At 40.0% G+C, this 24,284-nt stretch carries 19 protein-coding genes, 15 tRNA genes and 1 rRNA gene; 3 read left to right on the forward strand and 32 right to left on the reverse strand.

Going from position 1 to position 24,284, the window contains the following annotated elements:
• Positions 1-83 precede the first annotated feature (83 nt).
• From IHV12_RS11040 to IHV12_RS11075, 8 genes are all read right to left on the reverse strand, one after another.
• On the reverse strand, positions 84-1,634 hold the full coding sequence (locus IHV12_RS11040) for a bifunctional GNAT family N-acetyltransferase/carbon-nitrogen hydrolase family protein (protein WP_137790621.1): 1,551 nt from the start codon (positions 1,632-1,634) through the stop codon (positions 84-86).
• 31 nt (positions 1,635-1,665) lie between these two features.
• Entirely contained in the window at positions 1,666-2,061 is a 396-nt protein-coding gene (locus IHV12_RS11045; protein WP_137790622.1) for a VOC family protein, read from the reverse strand.
• A gap of 5 nt (positions 2,062-2,066) precedes the next feature.
• Positions 2,067-2,726, reverse strand: coding sequence for an HAD family hydrolase (locus IHV12_RS11050; RefSeq protein ID WP_197190863.1), 660 nt, complete (start codon positions 2,724-2,726; stop codon positions 2,067-2,069).
• Between the two features lie 74 nt (positions 2,727-2,800).
• Positions 2,801-3,655 carry a ComEC/Rec2 family competence protein gene (locus tag IHV12_RS11055; protein WP_197190864.1) on the reverse strand — a complete coding sequence of 285 codons (855 nt, stop codon included), beginning with the start codon at positions 3,653-3,655 and terminating at the stop codon, positions 2,801-2,803.
• A gap of 404 nt (positions 3,656-4,059) precedes the next feature.
• Entirely contained in the window at positions 4,060-5,226 is a 1,167-nt protein-coding gene (yhbH, locus tag IHV12_RS11060; protein ID WP_197126786.1) for a sporulation protein YhbH, read from the reverse strand.
• Between the two features lie 203 nt (positions 5,227-5,429).
• Positions 5,430-5,603, reverse strand: a complete 174-nt coding sequence (locus tag IHV12_RS11065; RefSeq protein ID WP_197126785.1) for a hypothetical protein — start codon at positions 5,601-5,603, stop codon at positions 5,430-5,432.
• Positions 5,604-5,635: 32 nt separating this feature from the next.
• Positions 5,636-6,211 (reverse strand): signal peptidase I, encoded by a 576-nt coding sequence (gene lepB, locus IHV12_RS11070; RefSeq protein ID WP_197126784.1) that lies wholly within the window; start codon positions 6,209-6,211, stop codon positions 5,636-5,638.
• Between the two features lie 190 nt (positions 6,212-6,401).
• On the reverse strand, positions 6,402-8,297 hold the full coding sequence (locus IHV12_RS11075) for a PrkA family serine protein kinase (RefSeq protein WP_197126783.1): 1,896 nt from the start codon (positions 8,295-8,297) through the stop codon (positions 6,402-6,404).
• Positions 8,298-8,467: 170 nt separating this feature from the next.
• On the opposite strand from IHV12_RS11075, the gene IHV12_RS11080 reads away from it, so the two are divergent.
• Both IHV12_RS11080 and IHV12_RS11085 read left to right on the forward strand, forming a co-directional pair.
• Positions 8,468-10,306: a transglycosylase domain-containing protein gene (locus IHV12_RS11080; RefSeq protein ID WP_197126782.1), complete on the forward strand. Its 1,839-nt coding sequence runs from the start codon at positions 8,468-8,470 to the stop codon at positions 10,304-10,306.
• A 46-nt stretch (positions 10,307-10,352) separates the two neighbouring features.
• The gene (locus IHV12_RS11085) at positions 10,353-10,637 is read left to right on the forward strand and encodes a hypothetical protein (RefSeq protein WP_197190865.1); all 285 of its coding nucleotides are present in this window, start codon (positions 10,353-10,355) and stop codon (positions 10,635-10,637) included.
• Between the two features lie 317 nt (positions 10,638-10,954).
• Here the strand turns inward: IHV12_RS11085 and IHV12_RS11090 are convergent, their stop codons facing one another.
• From IHV12_RS11090 to queG, 5 genes are all read right to left on the reverse strand, one after another.
• Positions 10,955-11,512: a DUF5366 family protein gene (locus IHV12_RS11090; protein ID WP_197126780.1), complete on the reverse strand. Its 558-nt coding sequence runs from the start codon at positions 11,510-11,512 to the stop codon at positions 10,955-10,957.
• A 629-nt stretch (positions 11,513-12,141) separates the two neighbouring features.
• Positions 12,142-12,615 (reverse strand): tRNA (uridine(34)/cytosine(34)/5-carboxymethylaminomethyluridine(34)-2'-O)-methyltransferase TrmL, encoded by a 474-nt coding sequence (gene trmL / locus IHV12_RS11095; RefSeq protein ID WP_066391226.1) that lies wholly within the window; start codon positions 12,613-12,615, stop codon positions 12,142-12,144.
• Positions 12,616-12,699: 84 nt separating this feature from the next.
• A complete protein-coding gene (locus IHV12_RS11100) occupies positions 12,700-13,581 on the reverse strand; it encodes an amidase domain-containing protein (RefSeq protein WP_191754641.1) in 882 nt (293 codons plus the stop codon).
• Between the two features lie 68 nt (positions 13,582-13,649).
• Positions 13,650-14,186: a methylated-DNA--[protein]-cysteine S-methyltransferase gene (locus IHV12_RS11105; RefSeq protein ID WP_066391224.1), complete on the reverse strand. Its 537-nt coding sequence runs from the start codon at positions 14,184-14,186 to the stop codon at positions 13,650-13,652.
• A 62-nt stretch (positions 14,187-14,248) separates the two neighbouring features.
• Positions 14,249-15,391 (reverse strand): tRNA epoxyqueuosine(34) reductase QueG, encoded by a 1,143-nt coding sequence (gene queG / locus IHV12_RS11110; protein ID WP_197126778.1) that lies wholly within the window; start codon positions 15,389-15,391, stop codon positions 14,249-14,251.
• A 73-nt stretch (positions 15,392-15,464) separates the two neighbouring features.
• Between queG and IHV12_RS11115 the strand changes: the two genes are divergently transcribed.
• On the forward strand, positions 15,465-16,121 hold the full coding sequence (locus IHV12_RS11115; RefSeq protein ID WP_197126777.1) for a B3/B4 domain-containing protein: 657 nt from the start codon (positions 15,465-15,467) through the stop codon (positions 16,119-16,121).
• A gap of 336 nt (positions 16,122-16,457) precedes the next feature.
• Here IHV12_RS11115 and IHV12_RS11120 read toward each other — a convergent pair whose 3' ends face one another.
• From IHV12_RS11120 to rrf, 19 genes are all read right to left on the reverse strand, one after another.
• Entirely contained in the window at positions 16,458-17,138 is a 681-nt protein-coding gene (locus IHV12_RS11120; protein WP_197190866.1) for a hypothetical protein, read from the reverse strand.
• Between the two features lie 432 nt (positions 17,139-17,570).
• Positions 17,571-20,027 (reverse strand): YhgE/Pip family protein, encoded by a 2,457-nt coding sequence (locus IHV12_RS11125; RefSeq protein ID WP_197190867.1) that lies wholly within the window; start codon positions 20,025-20,027, stop codon positions 17,571-17,573.
• A 190-nt stretch (positions 20,028-20,217) separates the two neighbouring features.
• Positions 20,218-22,383: an ATP-dependent helicase gene (locus tag IHV12_RS11130; protein ID WP_231620705.1), complete on the reverse strand. Its 2,166-nt coding sequence runs from the start codon at positions 22,381-22,383 to the stop codon at positions 20,218-20,220.
• Between the two features lie 145 nt (positions 22,384-22,528).
• A tRNA-Leu gene (locus IHV12_RS11135) sits at positions 22,529-22,613 on the reverse strand.
• A 26-nt stretch (positions 22,614-22,639) separates the two neighbouring features.
• Positions 22,640-22,714 (reverse strand) — tRNA-Cys (locus IHV12_RS11140).
• Positions 22,715-22,726: 12 nt separating this feature from the next.
• A tRNA-Gly gene (locus IHV12_RS11145) sits at positions 22,727-22,801 on the reverse strand.
• Between the two features lie 59 nt (positions 22,802-22,860).
• Positions 22,861-22,935: transfer RNA gene (locus IHV12_RS11150), tRNA-Gln, on the reverse strand.
• A 9-nt stretch (positions 22,936-22,944) separates the two neighbouring features.
• A tRNA-His gene (locus IHV12_RS11155) sits at positions 22,945-23,020 on the reverse strand.
• Between the two features lie 14 nt (positions 23,021-23,034).
• Positions 23,035-23,108: transfer RNA gene (locus IHV12_RS11160), tRNA-Trp, on the reverse strand.
• 17 nt (positions 23,109-23,125) lie between these two features.
• Positions 23,126-23,210 (reverse strand) — tRNA-Tyr (locus tag IHV12_RS11165).
• Positions 23,211-23,292: 82 nt separating this feature from the next.
• Positions 23,293-23,368, reverse strand: a tRNA-Thr gene (locus IHV12_RS11170).
• Between the two features lie 9 nt (positions 23,369-23,377).
• Positions 23,378-23,453, reverse strand: a tRNA-Phe gene (locus IHV12_RS11175).
• Positions 23,454-23,498: 45 nt separating this feature from the next.
• Positions 23,499-23,574: transfer RNA gene (locus IHV12_RS11180), tRNA-Asp, on the reverse strand.
• A 90-nt stretch (positions 23,575-23,664) separates the two neighbouring features.
• Positions 23,665-23,741 (reverse strand) — tRNA-Met (locus IHV12_RS11185).
• 27 nt (positions 23,742-23,768) lie between these two features.
• Positions 23,769-23,844: transfer RNA gene (locus IHV12_RS11190), tRNA-Val, on the reverse strand.
• Between the two features lie 24 nt (positions 23,845-23,868).
• A tRNA-Glu gene (locus IHV12_RS11195) sits at positions 23,869-23,943 on the reverse strand.
• A 27-nt stretch (positions 23,944-23,970) separates the two neighbouring features.
• Positions 23,971-24,062, reverse strand: a tRNA-Ser gene (locus IHV12_RS11200).
• A gap of 4 nt (positions 24,063-24,066) precedes the next feature.
• A tRNA-Asn gene (locus IHV12_RS11205) sits at positions 24,067-24,141 on the reverse strand.
• 10 nt (positions 24,142-24,151) lie between these two features.
• Positions 24,152-24,267, reverse strand: a 5S ribosomal RNA gene (rrf, locus tag IHV12_RS11210).
• Positions 24,268-24,284: the final 17 nt, after the last annotated feature.

Below are 24,284 nucleotides of genomic sequence, written 5' to 3' on the forward strand. Positions count from 1 at the left end.
TCTCACACAATGACAATGTTCGTGATATTTCCCGAGAAATAGAAAAAAAGCGGCAAGCTATCTAGCTTACCGCTCTCGTCGTCTTATTTGCTTTTATCTTTTTGAACAACACTATACAAATCTAGCCTTCTATCTCTAAGAAGGGTTACACTTCCTGTTTTACGTTGTCTTCTTAAAATTTCTAAATCCACATCACCTACTACAACTGTTTCAATATTCGGGTGACATTCCCCAACGATTCCGTCTCTCGGGAACGAAAAGTCAGAAGGAGTAAAGATACCAGACTGAGCATACTGGATATCCATGTTCTCCACTTGTGATAGGTTTCCAACAGTACCTGCGATTGCTGTATAGATCTCATTTTCAATCGCACGTGCTTGCGAACAATATCGAACGCGCAGATAGCCTTGACGATCTTCCGTACAGAAAGGTGTGAAGATGATCTTCGCCCCTTGATCGGTAACGATACGTGAAAGTTCAGGGAACTCGATATCATAGCAGATTAGAATTGCAACTTTTCCGCAATCTGTATCAAATACTTGTACTTTATCACCAGCTGTAATTCCCCACCATTTTCGTTCGTTCGGTGTGATATGAATTTTATATTGTTTATCAATTGTTCCATCTCTTCGGAACAGATAGGCAACGTTGTAGATATCTCCGTCTTCTTCAACAAAGTGGGAGCCACCTATGATGTTCACATTGTATCGAACTGCAAGATTCGTAAACAGTTCGATATATTGCTCTGTGAATTCTGTTAGCTTACGGATGGCTAAGCTTGGACTCTTCTCCTCACAGAACGACAACAGTTGAGTAGTAAGAAGCTCTGGGAACACAGCGAAATCTGATCCTTGATCAGAGGCAACATCTGTATAATATTCAACCTGTGTCGCAAAATCTTCGAAAGAACTTATGGTTTTCATCATATATTGAATCGTCGTGATTCGAACAGGCTCACTCGTTTTAAAATACTTTTTCGTTTTGTTAGGAATGTAATCAACATTGTTCCATTCCATTAAGGTCGCATATGCGTTTGATTGTTTATCATCAGGCAGATAGCTCTTGTTTAAACGCATTACAGTGAAACCGTTCATCAATTGAAAGGTTAAGACAGGATCGTAAATATTGTGCTGAATGACTTCTCTAACATATTCTCGAGGCGTCATTTCCTTTGAATGCTTATGGTAGTTTGGAATTCTACCGCCTAGAATAATACTTTTTAAATTCTTTTGTTCAGCTAGTTCTTTACGTGCTTCGTATAACCGAGCACCGATTTTCATTCGTCGGTATTCTGGGTGGACCATCACTTCGATACCATATAAGTTAAAACCTTCTGGATCATGGTTCGTAATGTAGCCTTTATCTGTGATTTCATCCCACGTATGCTTATCATCATACTCATCAAAGTTAACCATTAAGCTTGAGCAGCTTCCAACAATCTTTCCTTCATACGTTACACAAAATTGGCCTTCCGGGAAGATGCGAAGATGGCTTTCTAACTGCTCTCGTTCCCAAGGTTCCATGTTTCCTGGAAAACAGATTTGTTGAAGTTCTAAGATCTCTTCAATATCTTCAAACTCAATATTGCGTAGTTCTATTTTTTTCTCGAATTTCGAAACATCGATTTCACTCATGTTATCCACTCCTCTAACTTGCTTGCATAACTTACTTCCAATTCTTCATCCGTTCCTCGAGACTACCTGTGAAAAATTCGATTTCATTACCATCCGGGTCGTTAAAGCTAATTGTGTCCCCTCCGCCTCTTGCCATCGGGCCCCTCGTGATTTCAATGTTGTGTTCACGCAGCAAGAGAACCGCTTTAGGAAAATGTTCTTTAGAAACAGTAAATGCAAAATGATCGACACCTATTTGATTTCTATCCATAGGTTTTGCATCTTTTATTTCTAACAAACACAGCCACACTCCCCCGACATCTAAGTATATATCTGTATTCCCTTTATGAACGATTTTAGCACCTAGTACATTCATATAAAATGTTACGGATTTCTCTAAGTTAGAAACTCTGATGGTGATGTGATTTATGCCGTTAACTTTAAACATATTCTTTATTTATCCTCTGCCTGTTTAATAAGTGAAGCGAGGCTCAACTCTGCTAAGGATTCCATCTGATGATCAACATCGTTAAAAGTCATATGTTTTGTAACGGGGTTGGGGATGGCTACACAATATAGTCCTGCTTTTTTAGCTGCCATTGATCCATTTACAGAGTCTTCAAACGCGATGGCTTCGTGAGGTTTTATATCTAAGGCTTTAACCACTTCAAGATAAAGAGCAGGATCAGGTTTAACTCTTTCGACATCATCTGCTGTTTTAATCACTTCGAAATGATGCTTCAATCCGATTCTCCCTAAATGCTCTTCTACCCATTTTCGCGAAGAACTTGATGCAAGACCGATCTTTAAGCCGAGTTCTTTTGCAGCTTCGAGGTAATCAAGAATACCTGGTAGTTCCCGTTGTTCGGAAATCAAAGCAAGAGCACGTTCCGTCTTTTTTGCTCTTAGCACATCATGATCAAGCTTTTGATCAATTTGTCTCTCTAAATATTCGTAAGGATTAAAATCAGAATGGGTACCGATGCATTCTCCCCAAACTTCGAGCGGTAGATCGCTTCCATGTTCCTGATACAACTCTTGAAACGCGTTATAATGTTGCGTTTCCGTATCTAGAATCGTTCCATCAAAATCAAATATCAATGCCTTGATCACGGTTAACCAATCCCATCTTAAGCGTTTTATACTATTTTCTTAAATAATTATAAAAGACGCAAGAAAACCGAATTTTAATGAAGGACATTCGTTCTAAACATAATCTTCTTCCCATTGCTTGTGGCGATGATCGCCCCGAGCTGATCTGTCCGATAGACTGTCATCTTTCTATTGTCTAAACGATACAATACCTCTTTTGATGGAAACTGATAAGGGTTATTCCTTCCGACCGAAATCACTGCCGTTTTTGCTTTTACTTTTTTCAAAAATTCCATCGTTGTACCCGTATTAGCTCCATGGTGACCCAATTTAATTACATCTGCTTTAACGCCACCACGTTTTAAAATCTCTTTTTCTTCTTCAGCACCTGCATCTGCCATGAGAAGAAAATTCTTTTTGCCATGTTTGATCTTGATCACCGCTGAGTAGTCGTTGATGTGCTTATAATACGAACCCTTTGGAGCCAGCATCTCTACTTTTACAGAGAAGCCCATCTTAAAATTCACACCTGCTTTTGCCCGATCTACCGGAATCTGCTTTTCGTTGATCACACGAAAAAGGTCATGATAATATTTGGTGTCGTATGGAAGATTCGGCATATACAAAACACTCACTGGAAACGCCCGTATCACATCATCCAGCGAACCAATATGGTCATGATGCGGATGAGTAGCTACAACGATATCTAAATGCGTAACGCCTTCTCTTTCTAAATAAGAGATGATCTTCTCTCCGTCATGTTCATCTCCGCCATCAATTAACATCGTTTGTCCGTTTGGCGCTTTTATAAGAATACAGTCAGCTTGGCCAACGTCTAAAAAGTGAATCGTCAACGGATCAAACCAGTCCGCTCGAGCTTTATGAGGAACAATAGTTAACATGAGCATCAAGCTCAAACAGAAAACGGCAAACTTGTTAATGGTCTTCAAATCTCACACCCCTTTACATCCATTTTTTCGTCCATAATGCGTAACCTTAGTTATATGTAATTATGTTGAATTCAAAAACAAAACCCGCCATCCAATACATGGATGCGGGCGATTTGGTTTTTTATGAATAGTCGTTTTCTAAATGCTTATATCTTAAAGAATCTAATAGAACTTTATCTATATGCTCTCATCTAATGGTTATTGCTAATAAGTCAGTTTTTTCATTTTTTCACCCTAGACCAGTTGATCGGAGTGTAAGATGCGAGACTCTCGGCTAGGACAAGCGGTCAGGTGAGACCCTTAAAGGCACAAAGTGGCAAGGGGCTCACCGCCTGCCCCGCGGAAAGCGAGCATCTGAAACGGAGATCAACCACTTTCAAGTACATCAATGAATACAACTGGCCTTATGCGTTCACTTCATTCTTCTTAAAAAAGCTCTTCATAGCATGATACACATCAGCTTTTTCTTTTAGGATATAATGACTAAACTTCGGATTATCCATATTCTTATACACACTCATCAACGTCGAATGCCGGTTATACGCGTTCACTTCACCATATCCAAACATGTTAGAGTGCTCCATAATTTGCTGAACAAGTTTCACACATCGTGCATTATCACTCGTAAGGTTATCCCCATCAGAGAAATGGAACGGATAAATGTTATAACGGCTCGATGAATATTTCGTCTCGATCAACTCAAGCGCCTTGCGGTAAGCAGATGAACAGATCGTTCCTCCACTTTCACCTTTGTTAAAAAAGTCTTCTTCTGACACGACTTTTGCCTCCGTGTGATGCGCGATAAATTCAATCTCTACTTTCTCATACTTCGATCGCAAAAAGCGTGTCATCCAAAAGAAGAAACTTCTCGCCATGTACTTTTCCCAGATTCCCATCGAACCTGAAGTATCCATCATAGCGAGGACGACGGCTTTTGATTCAGGTTTGACGACTTCGTTCCATGTTTTAAAGCGAAGGTCATCATTATGGATAGGAGCAACACTCGGCTTTCCGATCAAAGCATTTCGTTTGAACGCAGTTAGAATCGTTCTCTTTTTATCCACGTTCCCCATAAGCCCTTTTTTACGAACATCATTAAATTCGATTTTTTCCATTACGATCTGGTCTTGTTCTTTTTGTTTGAGGTTAGGCAATTCTAGTTCTTTAAACAGCATTTCTTCCAGCTCTAAGATAGATACTTCTGCTTCTGCATAATCGACACCTGGTTTGTCGCCTGCAGGTCCCTTGCCTTTTCCGGCCCCGCTCTGTCCGGCACGTCCATCTCTGGCTACTACATCCCCCACCTGACTATCTCCATCACCTTGGCCTACGTGCTTGTTTTTGTCGTAGTTGTATCGGATTTTGTATTCATCCATAGAACGGATTGGAATCTTAATCACATCACGCCCGTTGGATAAAATGATATTCTCTTCACTTATCAAATCCGGCAAGTTGTTTTTAATGGCTTCCTGCACTTTTTCCATATGCCTTTGATGATCTTGATATCCTTTTCGGTGGAGGGACCAGTTTTCCTGAGACACAACAAAATTGTTCTTTTCCGGCTCGCTCATCGTTTTCCCCCTCCAAAGCAGCAAGAGTCAATGCTGCTTGTTCTTGATCAACCCGGGGCATAACTTGCTTGTAACAATCCGCTATTATCAGAAAAAAAGGGTTGGTTACACTATCATATGCACGTACTTCTTAGAATTGCTAAACTTTCATGATAAAAAAGCCCTCTTTTCTAAAAAAGAAAAGAAGACTTTGTTTTGATAATTTATTTATTGTATTCTTTCTTGTCGTGTTGCTGTGGGTCGGGCGTTTTCCCGCTTTTGCGGACTTCCTCATTTGTAGAAACGTGCTCCATCACTTTTCCGTGTTCTTTCATTTCCTCAAAGTTAGATGCCATTGAACTGTTTTTTCGTTTAGGTTCATTATTTTGTTTTGTCATAGGGATTCACCTCTTACTGAATTTTTCCCCATTTATTCCTTTTTAAAACCATTAAAAACTTTCAGCTCATCCATCGGCCAATAACGAATATTAGCTTCACCGACGATATCAGACATCTCAACAAAACCAATATGACGGCTGTCGATACTGTGAAGCCTGTTATCACCAAGTACAAAGATTTTTCCTTTTGGAACCGTATCGAGCCCTGTAATCTCTTCTAATGTAAAGTTGCCTGTGAGTGTCCGGTTACCAGCAAATCGTTTAAATTCTTTTAAATAAGGTTCTGCAACAGGTTTGTTATTGATATATAACTTGTCGTCTCGGTAAGCAATATGATCACCAGGAAGACCAATCACTCGCTTAATATAGTCCTCTTCAGGATTAGCCTTAAAGACGATTAGATCAAATCGTTCTGGCTGGCTTATTTCATACCCTATCTTATTTACGATCAGCCGGTTTCCATTTTGGATGGTCGGCATCATAGACTCACCGTAAACCACATATTGCTCAATCAAAAACTTTTTTATTATAATAGCTAGAATAAGTGCAACACCAATTGCTTTTATCCAATCCATTAATCCGTTTCTTTCTTTTTTAGTCGAGCTCATCGGGCTCACTTCCTTTAGTTAGCTTATTAGTATCAATTTACCATTTTTAAGTAAGTAAATACAAGTTCAATTATTTTTAACATAAATACGATTGTAAACTCTACTCTGTAATTTGTTTAGTTTCCCCTAAATTTCTGTAAAAAAACACACCCTGACAGCCTTAATCGTGTCCTGGGTGTGTTTCGATATTTTATCGGTTCAATAAACTTCCTACGTATCTTAGTAGTTCGTTGGCACTAGTTGTATTATAGCCGTGTTCATCCACTAGACGTGCGATGACCTCATTAATCTTTTTCAGTTGTGACTCATCAGGGGTTTTGGATGATGTAGTGATTTTTACAACATCTTTAAGATCCGCGAATAATTTCTTTTGAATCGCTTCTCTTAACCGCTCATGAGAATTATAGTCAAATTTCTTTCCTTTTCTTGCATAAGCAGAGATTCTAATTAGAATTTCTTCACGGAATGCTTTTTTCGCATTCTCAGAGATTCCGATCTGCTCTTCGATCGATCTCATTAATTTCTCATCAGGACTCATCTCTTCACCAGTAAGCGGATCGCGTAATTTATTTTTATTGCAATACGCCTCCACATTATCCAGATAATTGTCCATAAGCGTTTTCGCAGACTCTTCGTACGAGTAAACGAACGCTTTTTGAACTTCTTTCTTCGCAATATCATCGTACTCTTTGCGAGCTGCCGAGATAAAGTTAATAAACCTCTCTTTATCTTCCTTTGATATGGATGCATGATGATCAAGCCCGTCTTTTAATGAACGCAGAACATCTAAAGCGTTGATAGAAGGTGTTTCTTTGCGAATGATCGCTGATGATATTCGGTTGATAACATAACGCGGATCGATACCAGACATCCCTTCATCAGCAAACTCTTTCTTCAGTTCCTCAAGGTCAACGTGGTTGAATCCTTCTACGATCTCACCGTCATACAACCGCATTTTCTTTAAAAGATCCATTCCTTGTTTCTTCGAATCCTTCAATCTTGTTAGCACAGAGAATGTTGCGGCCACTCTTAATGCGTGCGGCGCAATATGAACATGAGACATATCACTCTCTGAAATCATCTTGGCGTAAATCTTTTCTTCCTCTGAAACTTTTAAATTATACGGAACGCCCATTACGATAATCCTTGAGTGCAGGGCTTCGTTTTTCTTATTCGCGATAAACGACCTGTATTCTGATTCGTTCGTATGCGCGACAATTAATTCATCTGCTGAGATAAGTGCAAATCTTCCTGCTTTAAAGTTTCCTTCTTGCGTAAGAGAGAGGAGATGCCATAAGAATTTTTCATCACACTTCAGCATTTCCTGAAACTCCATCATTCCTCGGTTAGCTTTGTTCAGTTCTCCATCAAAGCGATACGCCCGTGGATCTGATTCTGATCCATACTCTGCAATCGTCGAGAAATCGATACTTCCCGTTAAGTCAGCGATATCTTGTGACTTTGGATCGGAGGGACTGAACGTACCGATCCCTGTTCGCTTATCTTCTGAGAAGAATACTCGCTCTACCATAACATCTTCAATGCGATTGTCATATTCGTGTTCTAGCCTCATCGTGTTAAGAGGAGATAAACTTCCCTCTACTCGAATACCATAATCATTAAAAAACTCTTTTCTTAAGTGCTGTGGAATAAGATGCAGTGGATCTTCGTGCATCGGACAACCTTTGATCGCATAAACTGCTCCCGCAGGTGTTTTTGTGTATGACTCTAATCCTCTTTTAAGCATTGTAACTAAAGTGGATTTACCACCGGATACTGGTCCCATCAACAGTAAAATACGTTTACGAACATCAAGGCGTTTAGCAGCAGGATGAAAATACTCTTCAACAAGTCGTTCGATTGATTCTTCTAATCCAAAAATCTGATCGCTGAAAAAATGATACACCTTTTGACCATTTTTTTCTGAAATGCCAGCATCTTTGATCATGTTGTATACTCTTGAATGCGCAGACTGGGCAACAAATGGCCGATCTCGTAAAATATCAAGGTATTCAGCGAAGGTACCTTCCCAGGCTAAACGCTGTTCTTCTTCACGATGCAGTTGGATTCTTGATAAAATATCCATGAGTACCTCCTTGATTGTATTGGCTCCATCAAGTGTTAATCTACTCTATGCGGGGATGTCCGTAATCATTCTGTTTGTATAGCGATTTTTATTTAAAAAAGTTGGAATCCCCATTTGCATAGTCATGGTAAAATATGTTTATCCTTATGTTTTGAAACGGAGAAAGCCTTATGAATCAAAAGCTTGGCCTTGTTACAGTGCTACTATTGCTCAGTATCGTGTTCTTTTCATTTATGGGTTTAAGAAATGAACACGAAAACTATATTCCTTTTCAAAAAGCGATTTCTTCACTTGCTCAAGTGGAGAATATGAAATTAGCTGAAAACAGTCGCCTCCTCGATCGAAACGGAGACTTTCTTTATGAGTTCAAGAGTAATGAGAGCCGCATTTATCTTGATTACAACAAAATTCCTGCACCTGTGCGCCAAGCTTTCATCGCAACGGAAGACCAGGATTTTATACAACATCATGGAATCGATGGAAAAGCGATAGCCCGAGCTTTTATTACGAATTCTACAGCAGGATCTGTTCAGCAGGGCGGCAGTACGATCACACAGCAGCTCTCACGCAATCTATTCCTAACACACGAACGTACATATGACCGAAAATTAAAAGAGCTATTAATCTCCTACAGAATCGAACAACAATTATCGAAAGAGAGAATCTTAGAGCTTTATATCAACTCGATCTATTTTCAAAATGGCGTATATGGCATCGAAAAGGCTAGTCGATATTACTTCAGTAAGCCAGTGGGTTCACTTTCCGTAGCGGAAACAGCACTGCTTGCAGCCATTCCAAACAATCCAAAGTTGTATAATCCTTTAACAAACTTTGAGAACACATTGAAACGGCAAAAGTGGATTTTATTGAAGATGAAGGAGCAAGGATACATAACAGAAGCCACTTATGAAGCATCACTTAAACAACACATTAAATTAAACGTTTCACAGTCTGTCGTTCCCTATCCTGAAATTGTAGGGTACGTAAAAGAAGAACTTCTAAGTTTATTAGCGGCCGCTCCTGCTAATAAAGGGCTGACAGCAGATGAGCTTCTGATAAAACGAGATCAGCTATTAACAAGCGGTGTTATCGTTGAGACTGCATTAGATTCTAAGCTGCAAAAAGTAGCAGTGCGTGCTGTGAATAGCAGGTTGCCCTATAACGACGTAGAAGGATCTGTCGTGATTATCGATCATGTTTCAAAACAGATCGTTTCTATAGTTGGCGGAAAGAATGTTGCGTTAGAAGAATTTAACCGAGCTCATCAAGCGAAAAGACAGCCGGGTTCTTCCATAAAACCACTTCTCGTCTACGCCCCCTATGTTGAAGTATTCGGCGCAAAATCACACTCGCTCATTTCTGCTTCAAGAATTTGTGAAGGCAACTATTGTCCTAACAACTATGGAGGGGCATCTTACGGTACAGTCTCCTTAAAAAAAGCGATGGCGAGTTCGATCAACACAGCGGCTGTCCGAGCACTAAGGAAAACTGGAGTAAATAAGGCGTTTTCTTATTTGCAACCATTTAACTTTTCGTCTTTAACGAGAGAAGATTATCAGCTCGCAAGTGCACTTGGCGGATTTTCAAAAGGCTTTTCGCCGCTAGAACTTACAAGTGCGTATACTGCTTTTAGTTCTGATGGGACTTATGTAAAACCTAGGTTGATCACTTCTGTAAAAGATAAGAACGGAAAGGTGTTATATGCTTGGAAAGAGCAACCTATTTCTGTGTGGAGTGAAAAAACAAATAACGTGATGCGTGAGATGCTCCAAGCCGTTACGATTTCAGGAACTGCAAGAGATGCTCGATTCAAGGGTTCAACGTACATTGGCGGGAAGACAGGAACAACAAATAACGTGCGCGACCTTTGGTTTATCGGGCTGACAGATCGTTATACAGCAGGCGTTTGGGTTGGACGAGATACACCAAGCAGTCTTCGGTCTATTGAGAGTGAATCTCCCGAAGTCATGATTTGGCGAGATATTATGATAAAAGCACATCAAAATTGAGATGAAGCATGCATTATAAATAAAAAAAATAGTTGGAGGAGTAGTTATGTGGGTAATATTTGGGGTTATTGCAATAGTTGTAACTTTTATAAATCTTTATATGTATGCATCAGGTAAAGATTATAAGCTCGCTATGGCGTTAGGATTATCATTTACAGCATTAACACTTTGTGCAGATTACAGTTATGTATCTCGATGGGTAAAAGCGGAAGATTGGGCGGCTTTATCGGATGTAGTACCTGGTATGGCAAAGATATTATGGTTTTTGACAATTGCTTCTATCTTACTAAATATGGCACCAATATTTTTAGAACGAAGACGTAAGAAATAAAGGTGTATTATCACAACAAACTGGAAGCGATTGTTGAATAATGAAACAAAGTAAAAAAGGCTTAAGAGAGAAAACTCTCTAAGCCTTTTTTGGTGCAGAAAATGTCGTGATTTTCATTGTGATTGCCCTGTGATTTGAATGTTTGCACCTCATAAGTAAAACCGTTACTACAATAGTGGCAGGGTTTTAGCTAGCACTTGTATACTGATAAAATGGTATTTAAAAATAATCTAGCGTAATTCACCGATATATCTTATTTATCCCGCTAGTTTTTGAGATAATTCCGCGAGACTACAATTTCCGAACTAGATAACCATTCAGGTAATTGCTGCCACGAACGCATTATACAAACGCATAACCGTATAAACAACAAGCAGCCCGAAACCTGTCCAAAAGAATAAGTGCAGAAATACCATTCCCATGATACCTATCGTTGATAAACTTGAACTGATCCGCAATAAGAATTGAAAAAAATACAAAAGAGATGAAACAATAAAAACGACACCTATCAGCAGCACGGAATGGTTCAGCGCGATCGCAAGCATACCACCAACAAAAAAGTACCAGCTTCCCCCTTTTCCTTGCTGAAGCAGTGTTCCTTCCGTATCTTTTGAAAAAAAGAACAGACTGAGGTGCGTTAACGTGTCAGACAGCAGCTTAAGAGCAGCAAATATCATAAAGAACAACAGAAACAAACAAAAGCCGATCGATAGGTGAATCACATGATCTTCAAATAATTCTTGCATCCCCTGGTACACACCAAAGTATGTAAGCTTATCGATAAAAAGTCTTTCAAAGTAAATGGCAAACCCCGAACTGAACAGAATAATAGAAAACAAGGGAAGATACCCTGTCATATATACGTTTTTCTTCATTTATACTTGCACGAATCCCCTCGAATTGTTAAATTTCAGCAGAAATACATTCCCATGAAAACCGTTTTCATTTATAATGAGGAAAGATACTGGAAAGAATAATACTACTTTCAAAGGAGGAGTTCAAATGGATTTTATCCTCATCCTACTCGTGATGCTCGCCTTCCTGACTGCCATCTTTACAGCAGGCTATAACGATCGTCCTGGAAAAAACTAATCCATGTACATATGGAAGTAAAAACGTCCCTTTTTCATCAGGACGTTTTTTTATTTTCTCTCAAAGGTAAGACATCATTGACAAGTTGATTGGAGTGTAAGGTGGGAGACTCCTCGAAAATTGAACTTCAAATTTTCTTCGTGCGATGTGTCGCTGCCGTAGCCTTCCTTGTCCTGTGGGACAGGCGGGCAGTGCGAAAAGTGGAAGTGGCTCGTTCAGCCCCGACAAGCAAAAGGTGAATGAGCAAGGAAGGCGCACTTTGCCTTCTGGATCATTTAGCTTTTGACCTCGAGGGGCTAGCCGCTGCAACTAGAAAGGTGAGACACTTATAAGTGAAACTTGCGAATGTGGCTCACCGCCTGCCCCACGGAAAGCGAGCACCTGAAACGGAAATCAACCGCTCACAGTAAGCTTATTTCAACTCTCCAAAACTTTGTTGACGCAGCGCTTCATAGATTAAGATCGCAGCCGTATTCGATAGGTTCAATGAACGAATGTGTTCATTCATCGGAATACGCAGACACCTTTCCATGTTCGCATCAATCACTTCACGCGGAAGTCCCTTCGTTTCTTTTCCAAAAACAAAGAAAACATCCTTCTCTGAATCAGAGTAATCGAAATTTGAGTACGTCTGTTCACCGAATTTGGTGATATAGTAAAACTCCCCGTCTGGGTATTCATTATAAAAAGCATCCAATGAATCATGATGAGACAATTTTACATGCTCCCAATAATCAAGGCCAGCACGCTTTAAGTATTTGTCTTCTAAAGAAAACCCAAGTGGATGAATGAGATGCAGATGTGCACCAGTTCCTGCACACGTACGTGCGATGTTTCCTGTGTTTGCAGGAATTAACGGTTCGAATAAAACAACATGTATAGCCAAAAAGCTCACCTCAAAAACAAATTCCAACAAGTACTTATTATAGCACTTTTTTTGGAATATCACTCTCTGAAGGCAAGCTTCTTCTTAAAGAATATGAAAAAATTTATATTGAATGCGCTTTGTGTACGCCGTTGAATCTTCATAGCCCCAATATCTCATTCTGCTATTTGTTGTATGAGCATTTACGAGTGGTTCTCCAGAAGGATCCTTTGCGACCACAATCGTCGTATGTTGATAATGGCCATCTCCATCAAAGTCATAACAGATTACGTCTCCCGGCAATAGAAGATGCGCCGCTGATTTCTCTTGCGCTTGAAGACTAGATTTTGAGCCGCTCAAATACCATCTCATCGCATTTGCTACTGACCAGCTATAGCTCCAAGAGTTGTTTCGCATCCACCAGCCCTTCGATTTAATAGATTGAGAAGTCATCGGTATGCCACCTGCATGAAGACTTTGAGAAATATAGTTCGTGCAATCATTCTCAAAAGATTTATAAGCCGGATTAAACGTATTCCACCATCTCTCTGCATAACGTACAGCAGCAAGTCTATCATAACCGCCCTTCGTTGGTGCGATCGATTCGTTCTCCCGCTCGATCTTCGGAAGTTCTCTGTAGTTTCCTTCCACATTGACAGGTTCATCGCTTTTCATATCACCATCTTGAAAAGTAGCACGTCGCTCTTGAGAGATCTCTTCCACATAAAAATCAAACCCGTGTTTGATTAAGAAACTATAATGCACCAAATAATCTACCTGAACCTTATCTTCGGACTCCGTCGTTCGTAAGACACTTCCGTTCGTTTGATTGTTTACAATAAACGCATTTCTATCGGTATACATTTGTTTTTTTCGAATGAAGCTCTCTTGTTCTTCTCGTAAAAAGTAACCTCGTCCGTCTGCATCTGCATGTATCATCCATTGAGATTGGTTTTGGATATAAGCTTTAAGTGTTTCCATCCACATCAGACATCCCTCCTGCTTCTACTAACATATGAGTGGGATATCAAAAAAAAGAACCCTTTAAGGGCTCTCTAGGATGTCTTCTTGCAGCTATTCTGTTCGATCGATAACAATATTTCTTTTTTATCTAATCCCCCACCATAGCCTACAAGTGCTCCATTACTTCCAATCACTCGGTGACATGGAATAAAAACAGGTACGGGATTTTGGTTGTTCGCGCTGCCTACAGCTCGAACAGCCTTAGGTGCACCAATGCCTTGAGCCACTTCCTTATACGAACAAGTTACGCCATAAGGAATACTCGTAAGCTGGTTCCATACCTTTTTTTGAAAAGCGGTACCAAATAAATCATAGTTCACGCTAAACTCATGCAGGTTGCCTGCAAAATAAGCGTGCAGTTGTTGAACGGCATCATCCAATCGTTCTGGAGAGTGTATAAGTTCTCCCTTAATAAAATGTTTCGCCATCCATGAACGTAAAGTTGGAAGGTTATCCTCCATTGAACCAAAATCGAGACGGCAGATTCCGTTCTCTGTTGCAATGATTGTTAACGGTCCGATTACGCTTTCCATTTCTTCGTAATAGAGTAACGTTTTAATCTGACACATAATTATCCCTTCTTTTCATTACTTGACCTTACTATATCGGACACTTCAAACATATGCGATTACTAAATTTCTTGATTTCGGACCATTTTCAGTCCCTTTTCAATCTCTAACGTGACCAAATCGTCTTTTTCACGCTCTTTTGCAGATAATAGTTCCAATTCCGCATCTTTCCCGCTAATCTTACCAATGGCCCATGCTGCAGTTCCTCTTATTACTGGTCGAGGATCAGTATGGAGCAACGTAACTAAATCTGGAATTGCACTTTCATCTTTAAAATGAGCTAAAGCGATAATCGCATTTCGCTGAATAGGCTTTTTCCCTCTCCAGCTACCCGAAACATGGCCGAATTTTTCTTTGAACTCTCTATTGCTCATAGACAACAATGGCTTTAAAAGAGGTTTTGCAATCTCTGGGTCAGGTTCCATTTCCACATGATGATGAAAATCTTTTCCCTTATTTTCAGGGCAAACTGTCTGACACGTATCGCATCCATATAAACGGTTACCGAGCTTATCTCTATACTGATCAGGCAGGAATCCTTTCGTTTGCGTCAAAAAGGCAATACATTTAGACGAATCAAGCTGTCCTCCCTGTACAAGAGCATTAGTCGGACATGCATCGACACATTTGTTACACGAACCACACTGATCTTCCATTGGAGTGTCTGCAGGAAACGAGATGTTTGTAATCATTTCTCCGAGATACATATAAGAACCAAACTCCGGAGACATGATCGCACAGTTTTTGGCACTCCATCCGATCCCCGCCCTTTCAGCTACAGCACGATCAGACAGTTCTCCTGTATCTACCATCGATTTCACAGTGGCACCTGGAATTTTTTCTATAATAAAAGCTTCTAGTAATGAGAGCTTTTCTCTTAATATATGGTGGTAATCTTTACCCCATGATGCTCTGCAAAAAATTCCTCTCCGCTCTCCTCGAACACTTCTGGGAGCATCTTTCATCTTGGAGGGATATGCAAGAGCGATCGAAATAATACTGGAAGCTCCCGACAAAAGCCGATCAGGCTCTGTTCTTTTTTCTATATCACTTTCTTCGAATCCTGATTGATAGTTAAGGTCTTGCTGTAATCGGAGACGTTCTTTGAGCTCAGCAAATACATCAGCATGTGCAAAACCAATTTTGTCGATTCCGATTTCTTTACTATATGCAACAATCTCTTCCTTCAACTGGGCACTTGTCACGCATATCCCTCCTTTACATTTATTTTCCACAATTATGATAAACTACAATTACATAAATAAGAAACGGGGTTACATGATGATCACAATTAATCCTAAACTAAACGAACTTGTCCCGAATTTTAAAATAGGCACAATTACATACCATAATATCGCGATTAGCGAATCACCGCAAATGATTAAAGGCAGGTTCCAGCTATTTACAGAATCCTTGCGACTTGAAGAAAAAAATGCTGCCGATTACCCTGGTGTCGCAGAATATCGAAAAGTGTTCAAGTCATTAGGAATTGATCCTTCCCGATATCGTCCCGCTTCAGAAGCATTGTTGCGACGGGTGTTAAGCGGCAAGGACCTACCCCCGATCAACTCTGGCGTCGATGTAAACAACTTCTTCTCTATTCGATTTTGTATACCGATCGGTCTTTATAACCTAGATAAGATTCAAGGTGACGTGCAGATTGATCTTGGTGACGCTGAAGATACCTATGAAGGATTAAACGGACGTGAGATGAATATGGAAGGTAAGTTACTGTCTAAAGACGAGGTTGGTGCCTTTGGAAGCCCAATCGTTGATTCTAAACGCACGATGGTGGATGAGAGTGTTAAGAATGCACTGCATATCGTGTACCTGCAGCCATCTATGGATAAGAGTGAAGCTCAAGAACTCTTGGAATCTATGGCCAAGATGTTCACTCAAGTGAATGGTGGGAATGCTGAGATTCAGGTGATTTAAACAGTTGTTTAAATACAAAAAGCTCATTTGGCTACAATTTATTATTAAATACAGCTGATGTCGAATGATGTAGACTCGTCGATATAGCATACAAACTCGTCAATATAATGGAGAAATTGGTGAATATATCGTGTAAAAGTTTCAATAAAATAGGCAAACTTCTCAATATATAATAATTGCGCTTTATAAAACAAAAAAATGCAGGGCTTCATTGGATCAACGAAGCCCTGCATTAAAACCTACAACTAACTTGTTCTATATATAAGCAACATGTAGGACATTTATGACAAGTTCTTTAAACTTTCTTTAAAAAATTCGCCTGCCTAAATATTTTTATTACTCTACTAACGTATATCTCACGGACAATGTTGCTTCAATCTCGTCCCCTTCATCCAATTCAAACACATATTCTGGAAGAAACAGGTCATCCCCTCTTCCTAAGATGATATTGACTTTACTTCCTCCGTTCACAAAGTAATTTCCAAACCCATTCACTGGTTCTACTTTATATCTCCCTGGAGCGATGTCTTTACCCACTATAAAAACGCCGGCTACTAATGTTCGTGGCTCCTTCTTCTTAATTAGAATGCCTTTATTTAATGTATCAAGTTCATTTTGTTTATTTGCGATCTCCCCGCTAAGTTTTTTCAATTCATCTTTCTTTGCATTTACTTGAGTACCTAACTCATCCACTTCTAATTGAATCGCTTCTTTTTGGCCTACCATCTCAGTAACTTCATCAAACCGTATTTGAAGCCCCTCCAAATCAGCTTGTTTACTGCTTTCCTCTTCTTCCATCGCTTCAACATTTTCTTCTATACTTTCTAACTCTTTTTGCCATTCTTTGATCTCACCATCAATTTCACCTGCTACAACTTTTTTATCTTTGAGAAGAACAGAAGCTTTGTTGTAACCTATTGCGTGCGCTGAAAAAGCGGTAATTGCTACTAAAAAAACCAGTGCCATTAAGCTAAAGTAGACCCACTTCTTCTTGAACATCGATAATTCCCACTTCATAAAATCTCCCCCTTATGATGAGATATGTATGGCTTTGGAACTATTTTATTTTCTTGAAAAAACAATATGCTTTTTCATAAAAATAAAAACCCCTTAAAAAAGGGGAATATTATCCTATCTATAAATATCGAAATAATACAAGTATAGAAAATACAAAAAGGATGATCATGACCACTAACAAGCGAAAAGATTCAAAAAGCCTAATCATCAGCCCATTAATCATATGCATGTAGTGAAAAATATCAGCCGTAATAAAGAGGATTGAAACGAAGGAGACGGTAATTAAAATCAGGCAGACTGTGGCACGCCGGTCTCTATACATCAGAGAAATAACCTCCTTTACACCTACATATTCAGTGTACAAGAAGAAGATTCAAAAAAAGTTCCCGGCAAAGTGTGCCAGGAACTTTTTATAACACTATGAAATGATTATCAGCCAGCTAAATCTAGATTTTTCGGTTGGCTTTTTGTTTTTGAAAACATATAGACTGCGATCGACAATAAACTAAAACTTAATAGATAGATGAACAACACACCCACATTTGAAAAAGCAGAACTTGTGCTATCTAATGAGATCAATGCTTTAAACCCTGCTATTGAATACGTGAACGGCAAAAATTCACTTAATGCACGCAGGTTCTCTGGCAGCATATCGATCGGCAAGTTAGCACCCGTCGTTGAAAGCTGTAAGATCACTAAAGCGAACGCAATAAAACGTCCGATGTTTCCTAACGACGCAAACAATAAGACAATTCCTGTGAATACTAAACTTACAAAAACCGCAAAAGTTATAAAGCCCAGTGGGTTTCCAGTCTTCACATTTAAGACAAGTAAAACGACTGTTGAAAGAAGTAATGCCTGTACAACAGCAAGTGCACCTAGGTTCATGAATTTAGCACCAAACCAAGAGAATGCTGAAATTCCTTCAGGCTTCTTAAAGTTGATGAACATAGACATGATTAAGATGCCCACAAACAACGCTAATGAAAGAACATAAGGAGCTGTTGAATCACGATAGAGTGGATATTTATTAACCGTTTCACTCTTCAATTCAACAGGAGAAGAAAACATGCTCAAATTCTTATCATTTGCCGCTTTAATCGCTCCTGTTTTTTCAGCACCATCCTTAAGGCCAGATGATAGCTCGTTACTTCCATCATTTAATTTCCCTGCACCATCATTTAATTTTGTAACACCTTCCGTTAAGTCGCCCCAGCCTTTTTCAACTGTTGCATTTCCATCACTAACTTGTGACATACCAGCGTTAATCTTTGTTGCACCGGATGTCAGATCACGCCAACCTTTTTCAACAGAAGAGTTACCAGCGGATACTTGAGTTGCACCATCATTAAGCTGTGATGCTCCATTCGTAAGAGATGTCCAACCTGTGTTGACCGATTGGTTTCCTGCTGCAATCTGCGAAGTTCCTGCGTGCAGCTCTCCTACCTTACCTACCATCGTGTTCCAGCCACTCTCGATAGACGCTGTCCCTTGTTGAAGCAGAGGCACCTTTTGACTTAATGTCGCAACCCCGTTATCCACTGACGTTTGGCCGGCCACTAGCTGATTTACCCCATCAGCCACAGACTTTGGGTTAGGTTCAGCATTTGTCGTGAAGGCTCCTGCTATTTTTGCAGCTCCTTGACTTAGCGCCTGGAGTTTTTGTGCTTTTGCAGGATCAGTGGCAGCTGCCGTAATAGCCTGGCTCTTACCATAGATCGTCATGAAAGCTGAATCATTTGCAAGTTCAGGGTGTTGCTCTAAGTATGCCTTTAGATCACTTGATAATCCTTGCAGCCCCGCACCTAGCTTTGCAGATTCATCTGCCACTTGAGCAACACCTTGCGAGATCTGTTGTGTTCCAGGAGCGATTTCATTCTTGATCGCTGTTTGAACACCTTTTAGCCCTGTTAAGATTCCCGTGGTTCCTGCTTTTAGTTGCGGTATGCTGTCTCCAAGTTGTCTCGCACCTGCCGCTAAGTCTTCAACTCCTGATTGTTTATCTTTTAAATTTTGTAATAAAAGTCCTGTTCCTTCATTCGCTGCAGCTGAACCTGCTGCGAGCTTCGAAATATCACCCGACTTAGATTGAAGGGACGAAAGCAGTTCTTTCGTACCAGCACTTAGTTGCGATGAACCGTTAGCTAGTTTACTAATATCCGGCTGTTTCGCTGAAAGAGAGCTTGCCATTTGTCCGACACCATTTTGAAGTTCTTTTGCTCCACTCGCTAGCTTTGAAATGTCAGCAGCTTTATTTGTAAGCGATTGCAAAAGTGTGTTTGTTCCATCACGAAGATCTGTCATCCCCGAATTTAATTTTGCAGATCCATCTGCAGCTGATTGAAATCCTTCAGATACATCACCGAGACTGGCAAACATATTGTTCGCATACTTTTCTGTAATTTTATCCCCTAGTTTTTCTCTTAGCTTTTCAGTAGCACTTCTTGTCACTTGTGCTGCCATGAAGTTTAACCCTTCGTTTTGGATATACGTAAGTTGAAGCTTCTCTGGATTATCGCTTAAAACGGTTGTTACTCTTTGTGAGAAATCCTCAGGAATCTCGATAACCATATAATATTCCAGACTATCAAGGCCTTCTTTAGCCTCCTCAGCACTTACAAATTCCCACCCGAGATCTTTTCCTTTCTTTAAGTCTGCTACTAGATCCTTCCCTACATTGATCGGTTCATCGTCCGATAATGCACCCTTGTCCTTGTTGACTACCGCAACAGGCAAGTTCGACAAGTTGTCATACGGTCCCCATTTTGGTGATAGAAGTATACCACCATAGACGACCGGTACAAGCAACGCGGCAATGACTGAGATCAGCAGACCCTTTTTACCTGCCAACTTCGCCATTTCTGCCATAAACAAACGAAAAGCGTTCATCCCTTTACCCCCGTTCTCCCCAAAAATAAATACATTCTGTAAAAATGAACAGGTATTCACTTCTACTAGAATGTATTATTCGGAAGAGACAAGAATAAATCCTTCTTATTTATCAGAAAATTGTAAAATATTAAATAATAATAAGGTAGTATGTCCTGTTATAATGTAAGATTAGATAAAAAAATGTATATTAAGTGTGAATCAACGGCTCTAATAGTCCCATATCTAAACAGGCGCTGATTGATAATTTCTTTTCTTTGGATTGAAAGGTTAACGTCACGAATTCTTCACTGAGCTCAGTTATTTCTCCAGGTCCAAATACACGGTGAGTAATGGTGAGACCAATTTGTAATTCTTCCTTCTTTTTAATACTATTCGGATTGTAAGGAACTCCATTTATCTTTTTCACTTGCTTTTTTATGGTTTCAGATTTCATCAATCTTGTCGGATCTAATATGTTTTTTACATCCGTAACAAACACAGACTCTTCAACTTTTTTTCCATCTCGATATGGATACGTAACTAAGGTTAATTGTTTCTTGGCACGAGTCATCCCTACGTAAAATAACCGAGCTGCTTCTTCTAACAATAGATGGTCCGAGCGATCTTCTTTAGATGGTATGATTCCATCCACTACATCAATCATATACACTTTCTCAAATTCGAGCCCTTTAGCACTATGAAAAGTAGAAAGTGTTATGGCTTCATGTCCCTTCTTCTTTTTTGCTGTCTTCAAAACAACTTCGAGGTGTTTTAAGCGTTCAGCAAAATCCTGAAGGCTCTCAAGATCTGTTGCAATTTCTTCTAGTGTGTTTAAGATGCCCACTAAATAATCCATTCGAAAGCCAAGGCTCTTACTGATCTTTTCAATTGCCTTATCGTAACCTAAACCATCTCTGATCACCCGTATAGCTCCAAGAGGCTTCATATCTTTCATTTCTTTAAACGTTTCTTTACTTGTCTTCAGAAGTTTAACTTGATACTCCTGCAATTTCACATGATTTAGCAGATTATCAAATACAGAATCGTTATTGTTCAATTGCTTTAAAGCTAGCATCTGTTGCTTGGTTATATAACCATTAAACTTCAAATGAATTTTTTCTAAAATGTCTGGCCGCTTATCGGTAAAGGCCATACGCATAAAATTCAATATATCCTGAACCACCCAATGTGAAAAGAAACGATTATCGGCATCTTTCATATAAAAAGGAATTCCTGCACGATCAAAATCATTCATCAAACCAATAGATGACGAATTATTTCGATATAAGATGGCGATTTCTTTTAGATGAACATCGTCATTAAGTTCCTGGACCAAGTATTTTGATTGTTCCTTAAAATTCACGAGATGTTTCACTTCAATCGGTTGCTGCGAAGGATTTTGAGTGAACATATTTTTTTCATATCTATTTTTATTTCTTTTAATGAACGAATTAGCAACGTTAACGATATCCTCAGATGAGCGATAGTTCTGCTCCATAAACAAAATAGAAGCATCACTGTACTTTTCCTTAAATTTAAGTAAATAGGAAGGCTCAGCACCTCTCCAGCTATAGATGGATTGGTCATCATCGGCCACAACACATAAATTTCTATGAGTAGAAACCATTTTTTCTATAATGGAATGCTGCACAAGCGACGTATCCTGACTTTCATCCGTTAAGAAATAGTCATATCGGTTTTGATAGTGACTTAGCAACTTCTTATCCTTTTCTAATATGTCGTTACTCATCGTGAGCATATCATCAAAGTCTAACAATACATGATGCGGATCAGAACGCTTGAGTTCTTCATATTGTTTAAATATCTCTTCAGCCTGCGAAACATCACAAGAAACCTCTGACCACCGTTCGATAGGTATCACCTTATTTTTAATGTAACTGATATAGGTAGTCAGCTCATCCATTTGATCCTCGGTTATGTTCTCCCCTACAACAGACTTAAATAAATGCCTCAGCATAAGTTTTTTGTTGTATTGAAAGTTTCCTCGCGATCCTGCTTTTTCATCTGAATCGTGATCACCCTCTATAATTGTAAAAGGGATACCCAACTTTCTATAATGATTCCTGACTACCTCAAAAGCAAAGCTATGAATGGTCGAAAAGTCCACAGAAGGAAGATCAGGATAAAATTTTGCGAAACGCTCTTTCATATCATTGGCTGACGCCTTACTGAACGTAACAGCCTTTATACGAGAAGGATGAATTCCTTTTTCCATAATTAAATAACCGATTCTCATAATGATTGTGGTTGTTTTTCCAGAACCAGGTGAAGCAAGTAATAGAAGGGGTCCTTCTGTCTTCATAACAGCATTCTTTTGAACATCATTTAAAATAATGCCTAGATCATTTTTCATTTTATTGAAGAAATCTCTCATTGATCAGTACCCTTTCGTAACTTGAATATATTCATCGTTAATTGAAGTATAAAATTTAAAAGCAAATAAAAAAACTCCCCACAAAGGTGAGAAGTCTTAAGTTTAAATGTTAAGTTAAGTAAAATGGTACCGGTGGTCGGGGTCGAACCGACACTCCAGAAGGAACACGATTTTGAGTCGTGCGCGTCTGCCAATTCCGCCACACCGGCATTTGAATCTTTTTGAATTGGAATTATGGAGGCGGCACCCGGATTCGAACCGGGGGATAAGGGTTTTGCAGACCCGTGCCTTACCACTTGGCTATGCCGCCAGAAAACAAAAATGGAGCGGAAGACGGGATTCGAACCCGCGACCCCAACCTTGGCAAGGTTGTATTCTACCACTGAACTACTTCCGCAAACATTTAATTAACTTATAATATGTTGTTAAAATCATCTTATGTTATAAAAATAAAAATGGCTGGGCTAGCTGGATTCGAACCAACGCATGTCGCAGTCAAAGTGCGATGCCTTACCGCTTGGCTATAGCCCAAAATTTAAATGGGGCGGACGAGGGGAATCGAACCCCCGAATGTCGGAACCACAATCCGATGCGTTAACCACTTCGCCACGACCGCCACAGTATTAAAATTGGCAGGGGCAGTAGGAATCGAACCCACACCAAAGGTTTTGGAGACCTTCGTTCTACCTTTAAACTATGCCCCTATATAAGGAATAAAAGATGGTGGAGGGGGACGGATTCGAACCGCCGAACCCGGAGGGAGCGGATTTACAGTCCGCCGCGTTTAGCCACTTCGCTACCCCTCCACGAATGAAGACAGGTTTTATTATAAAACATAATCACCCTGTTTTTCAATAAGTTTTTTGTTCCAATTCAGGAAGAAAAAACTGGTGCCGGCTAGAGGACTTGAACCCCCAACCTACTGATTACAAGTCAGTTGCTCTACCAATTGAGCTAAACCGGCAAAAAAAAATGGTGGCTCGAGACGGAATCGAACCGCCGACACGAGGATTTTCAGTCCTCTGCTCTACCGACTGAGCTATCGAGCCAAGAAAAAAATTCTTGGTGTTGTAAAGCCACCGTTTAAATAAAAATGGCGGACCCGACCGGGGTCGAACCGGCGATCTCCTGCGTGACAGGCAGGCATGTTAACCACTACACCACGAGTCCATTACATGAAATAAAATTGGTTGCACCTTATGGGCGCTACTGATATTTCATGGTCAAGAAGTAATCTCGACTTTGATCATGAAATAAAATTGGTTGCGGGGACAGGATTTGAACCTGCGACCTTCGGGTTATGAGCCCGACGAGCTACCAGACTGCTCCACCCCGCGATGATATAAATATGATATAAAAGTTTATGGTGGAGGATGACGGGTTCGAACCGCCGACCCCCTGCTTGTAAGGCAGGTGCTCTCCCAGCTGAGCTAATCCTCCATATTTAAAATCGTTATGTATAAGTGGTGACCCGTACGGGATTCGAACCCGTGTTACCGCCGTGAAAGGGCGGTGTCTTAACCGCTTGACCAACGGGCCAGATTTTTGAGCTAGAGAGTATGTATCTGGCGGAGAGCAAGGGATTCGAACCCTTGATACGGGGTTGACCGTATACACGATTTCCAATCGTGCTCCTTCGACCTCTCGGACAGCTCTCCAATATGGCTCCACAGGTAGGACTCGAACCTACGACCGATCGGTTAACAGCCGATAGCTCTACCACTGAGCTACTGTGGAATATGTATTGGCTCAGCGACGTCCTACTCTAACAGGGGGAAACCCCCAACTACCATCGGCGCTAAAGAGCTTAACTTCCGTGTTCGGTATGGGAACGGGTGTGACCTCTTTGCCATCATCACTGAACCAAATTATATTGAGAG

This window comes from Fictibacillus sp. 7GRE50, assembly GCF_015903875.1.
GTDB classification, from domain to species: Bacteria; Bacillota; Bacilli; order Bacillales; family Fictibacillaceae; genus Fictibacillus; species Fictibacillus phosphorivorans.

Excerpts from the sequence above, each read along its gene's own strand:
- IHV12_RS11040 (WP_137790621.1), bottom strand. The coding sequence starts at position 1,634 with ATGAGTGAAATCGATGTTTCGAAATTCGAGAAAAAAATAGAACTACGC.
- IHV12_RS11045 (WP_137790622.1), bottom strand. The coding sequence starts at position 2,061 with ATGTTTAAAGTTAACGGCATAAATCACATCACCATCAGAGTTTCTAAC.
- yhbH (WP_197126786.1), bottom strand. The coding sequence starts at position 5,226 with ATGAGCGAGCCGGAAAAGAACAATTTTGTTGTGTCTCAGGAAAACTGG.
- IHV12_RS11065 (WP_197126785.1), bottom strand. The coding sequence starts at position 5,603 with ATGACAAAACAAAATAATGAACCTAAACGAAAAAACAGTTCAATGGCA.
- lepB (WP_197126784.1), bottom strand. The coding sequence starts at position 6,211 with ATGAGCTCGACTAAAAAAGAAAGAAACGGATTAATGGATTGGATAAAA.
- IHV12_RS11075 (WP_197126783.1), bottom strand. The coding sequence starts at position 8,297 with ATGGATATTTTATCAAGAATCCAACTGCATCGTGAAGAAGAACAGCGT.
- IHV12_RS11080 (WP_197126782.1), top strand. The coding sequence starts at position 8,468 with ATGAATCAAAAGCTTGGCCTTGTTACAGTGCTACTATTGCTCAGTATC.
- IHV12_RS11085 (WP_197190865.1), top strand. The coding sequence starts at position 10,353 with ATGTGGGTAATATTTGGGGTTATTGCAATAGTTGTAACTTTTATAAAT.
- IHV12_RS11090 (WP_197126780.1), bottom strand. The coding sequence starts at position 11,512 with ATGAAGAAAAACGTATATATGACAGGGTATCTTCCCTTGTTTTCTATT.
- IHV12_RS11100 (WP_191754641.1), bottom strand. The coding sequence starts at position 13,581 with ATGTGGATGGAAACACTTAAAGCTTATATCCAAAACCAATCTCAATGG.
- IHV12_RS11105 (WP_066391224.1), bottom strand. The coding sequence starts at position 14,186 with ATGTGTCAGATTAAAACGTTACTCTATTACGAAGAAATGGAAAGCGTA.
- IHV12_RS11115 (WP_197126777.1), top strand. The coding sequence starts at position 15,465 with ATGATGATCACAATTAATCCTAAACTAAACGAACTTGTCCCGAATTTT.
- IHV12_RS11120 (WP_197190866.1), bottom strand. The coding sequence starts at position 17,138 with ATGAAGTGGGAATTATCGATGTTCAAGAAGAAGTGGGTCTACTTTAGC.
- IHV12_RS11125 (WP_197190867.1), bottom strand. The coding sequence starts at position 20,027 with ATGAACGCTTTTCGTTTGTTTATGGCAGAAATGGCGAAGTTGGCAGGT.
- IHV12_RS11130 (WP_231620705.1), bottom strand. The coding sequence starts at position 22,383 with ATGAAAAATGATCTAGGCATTATTTTAAATGATGTTCAAAAGAATGCT.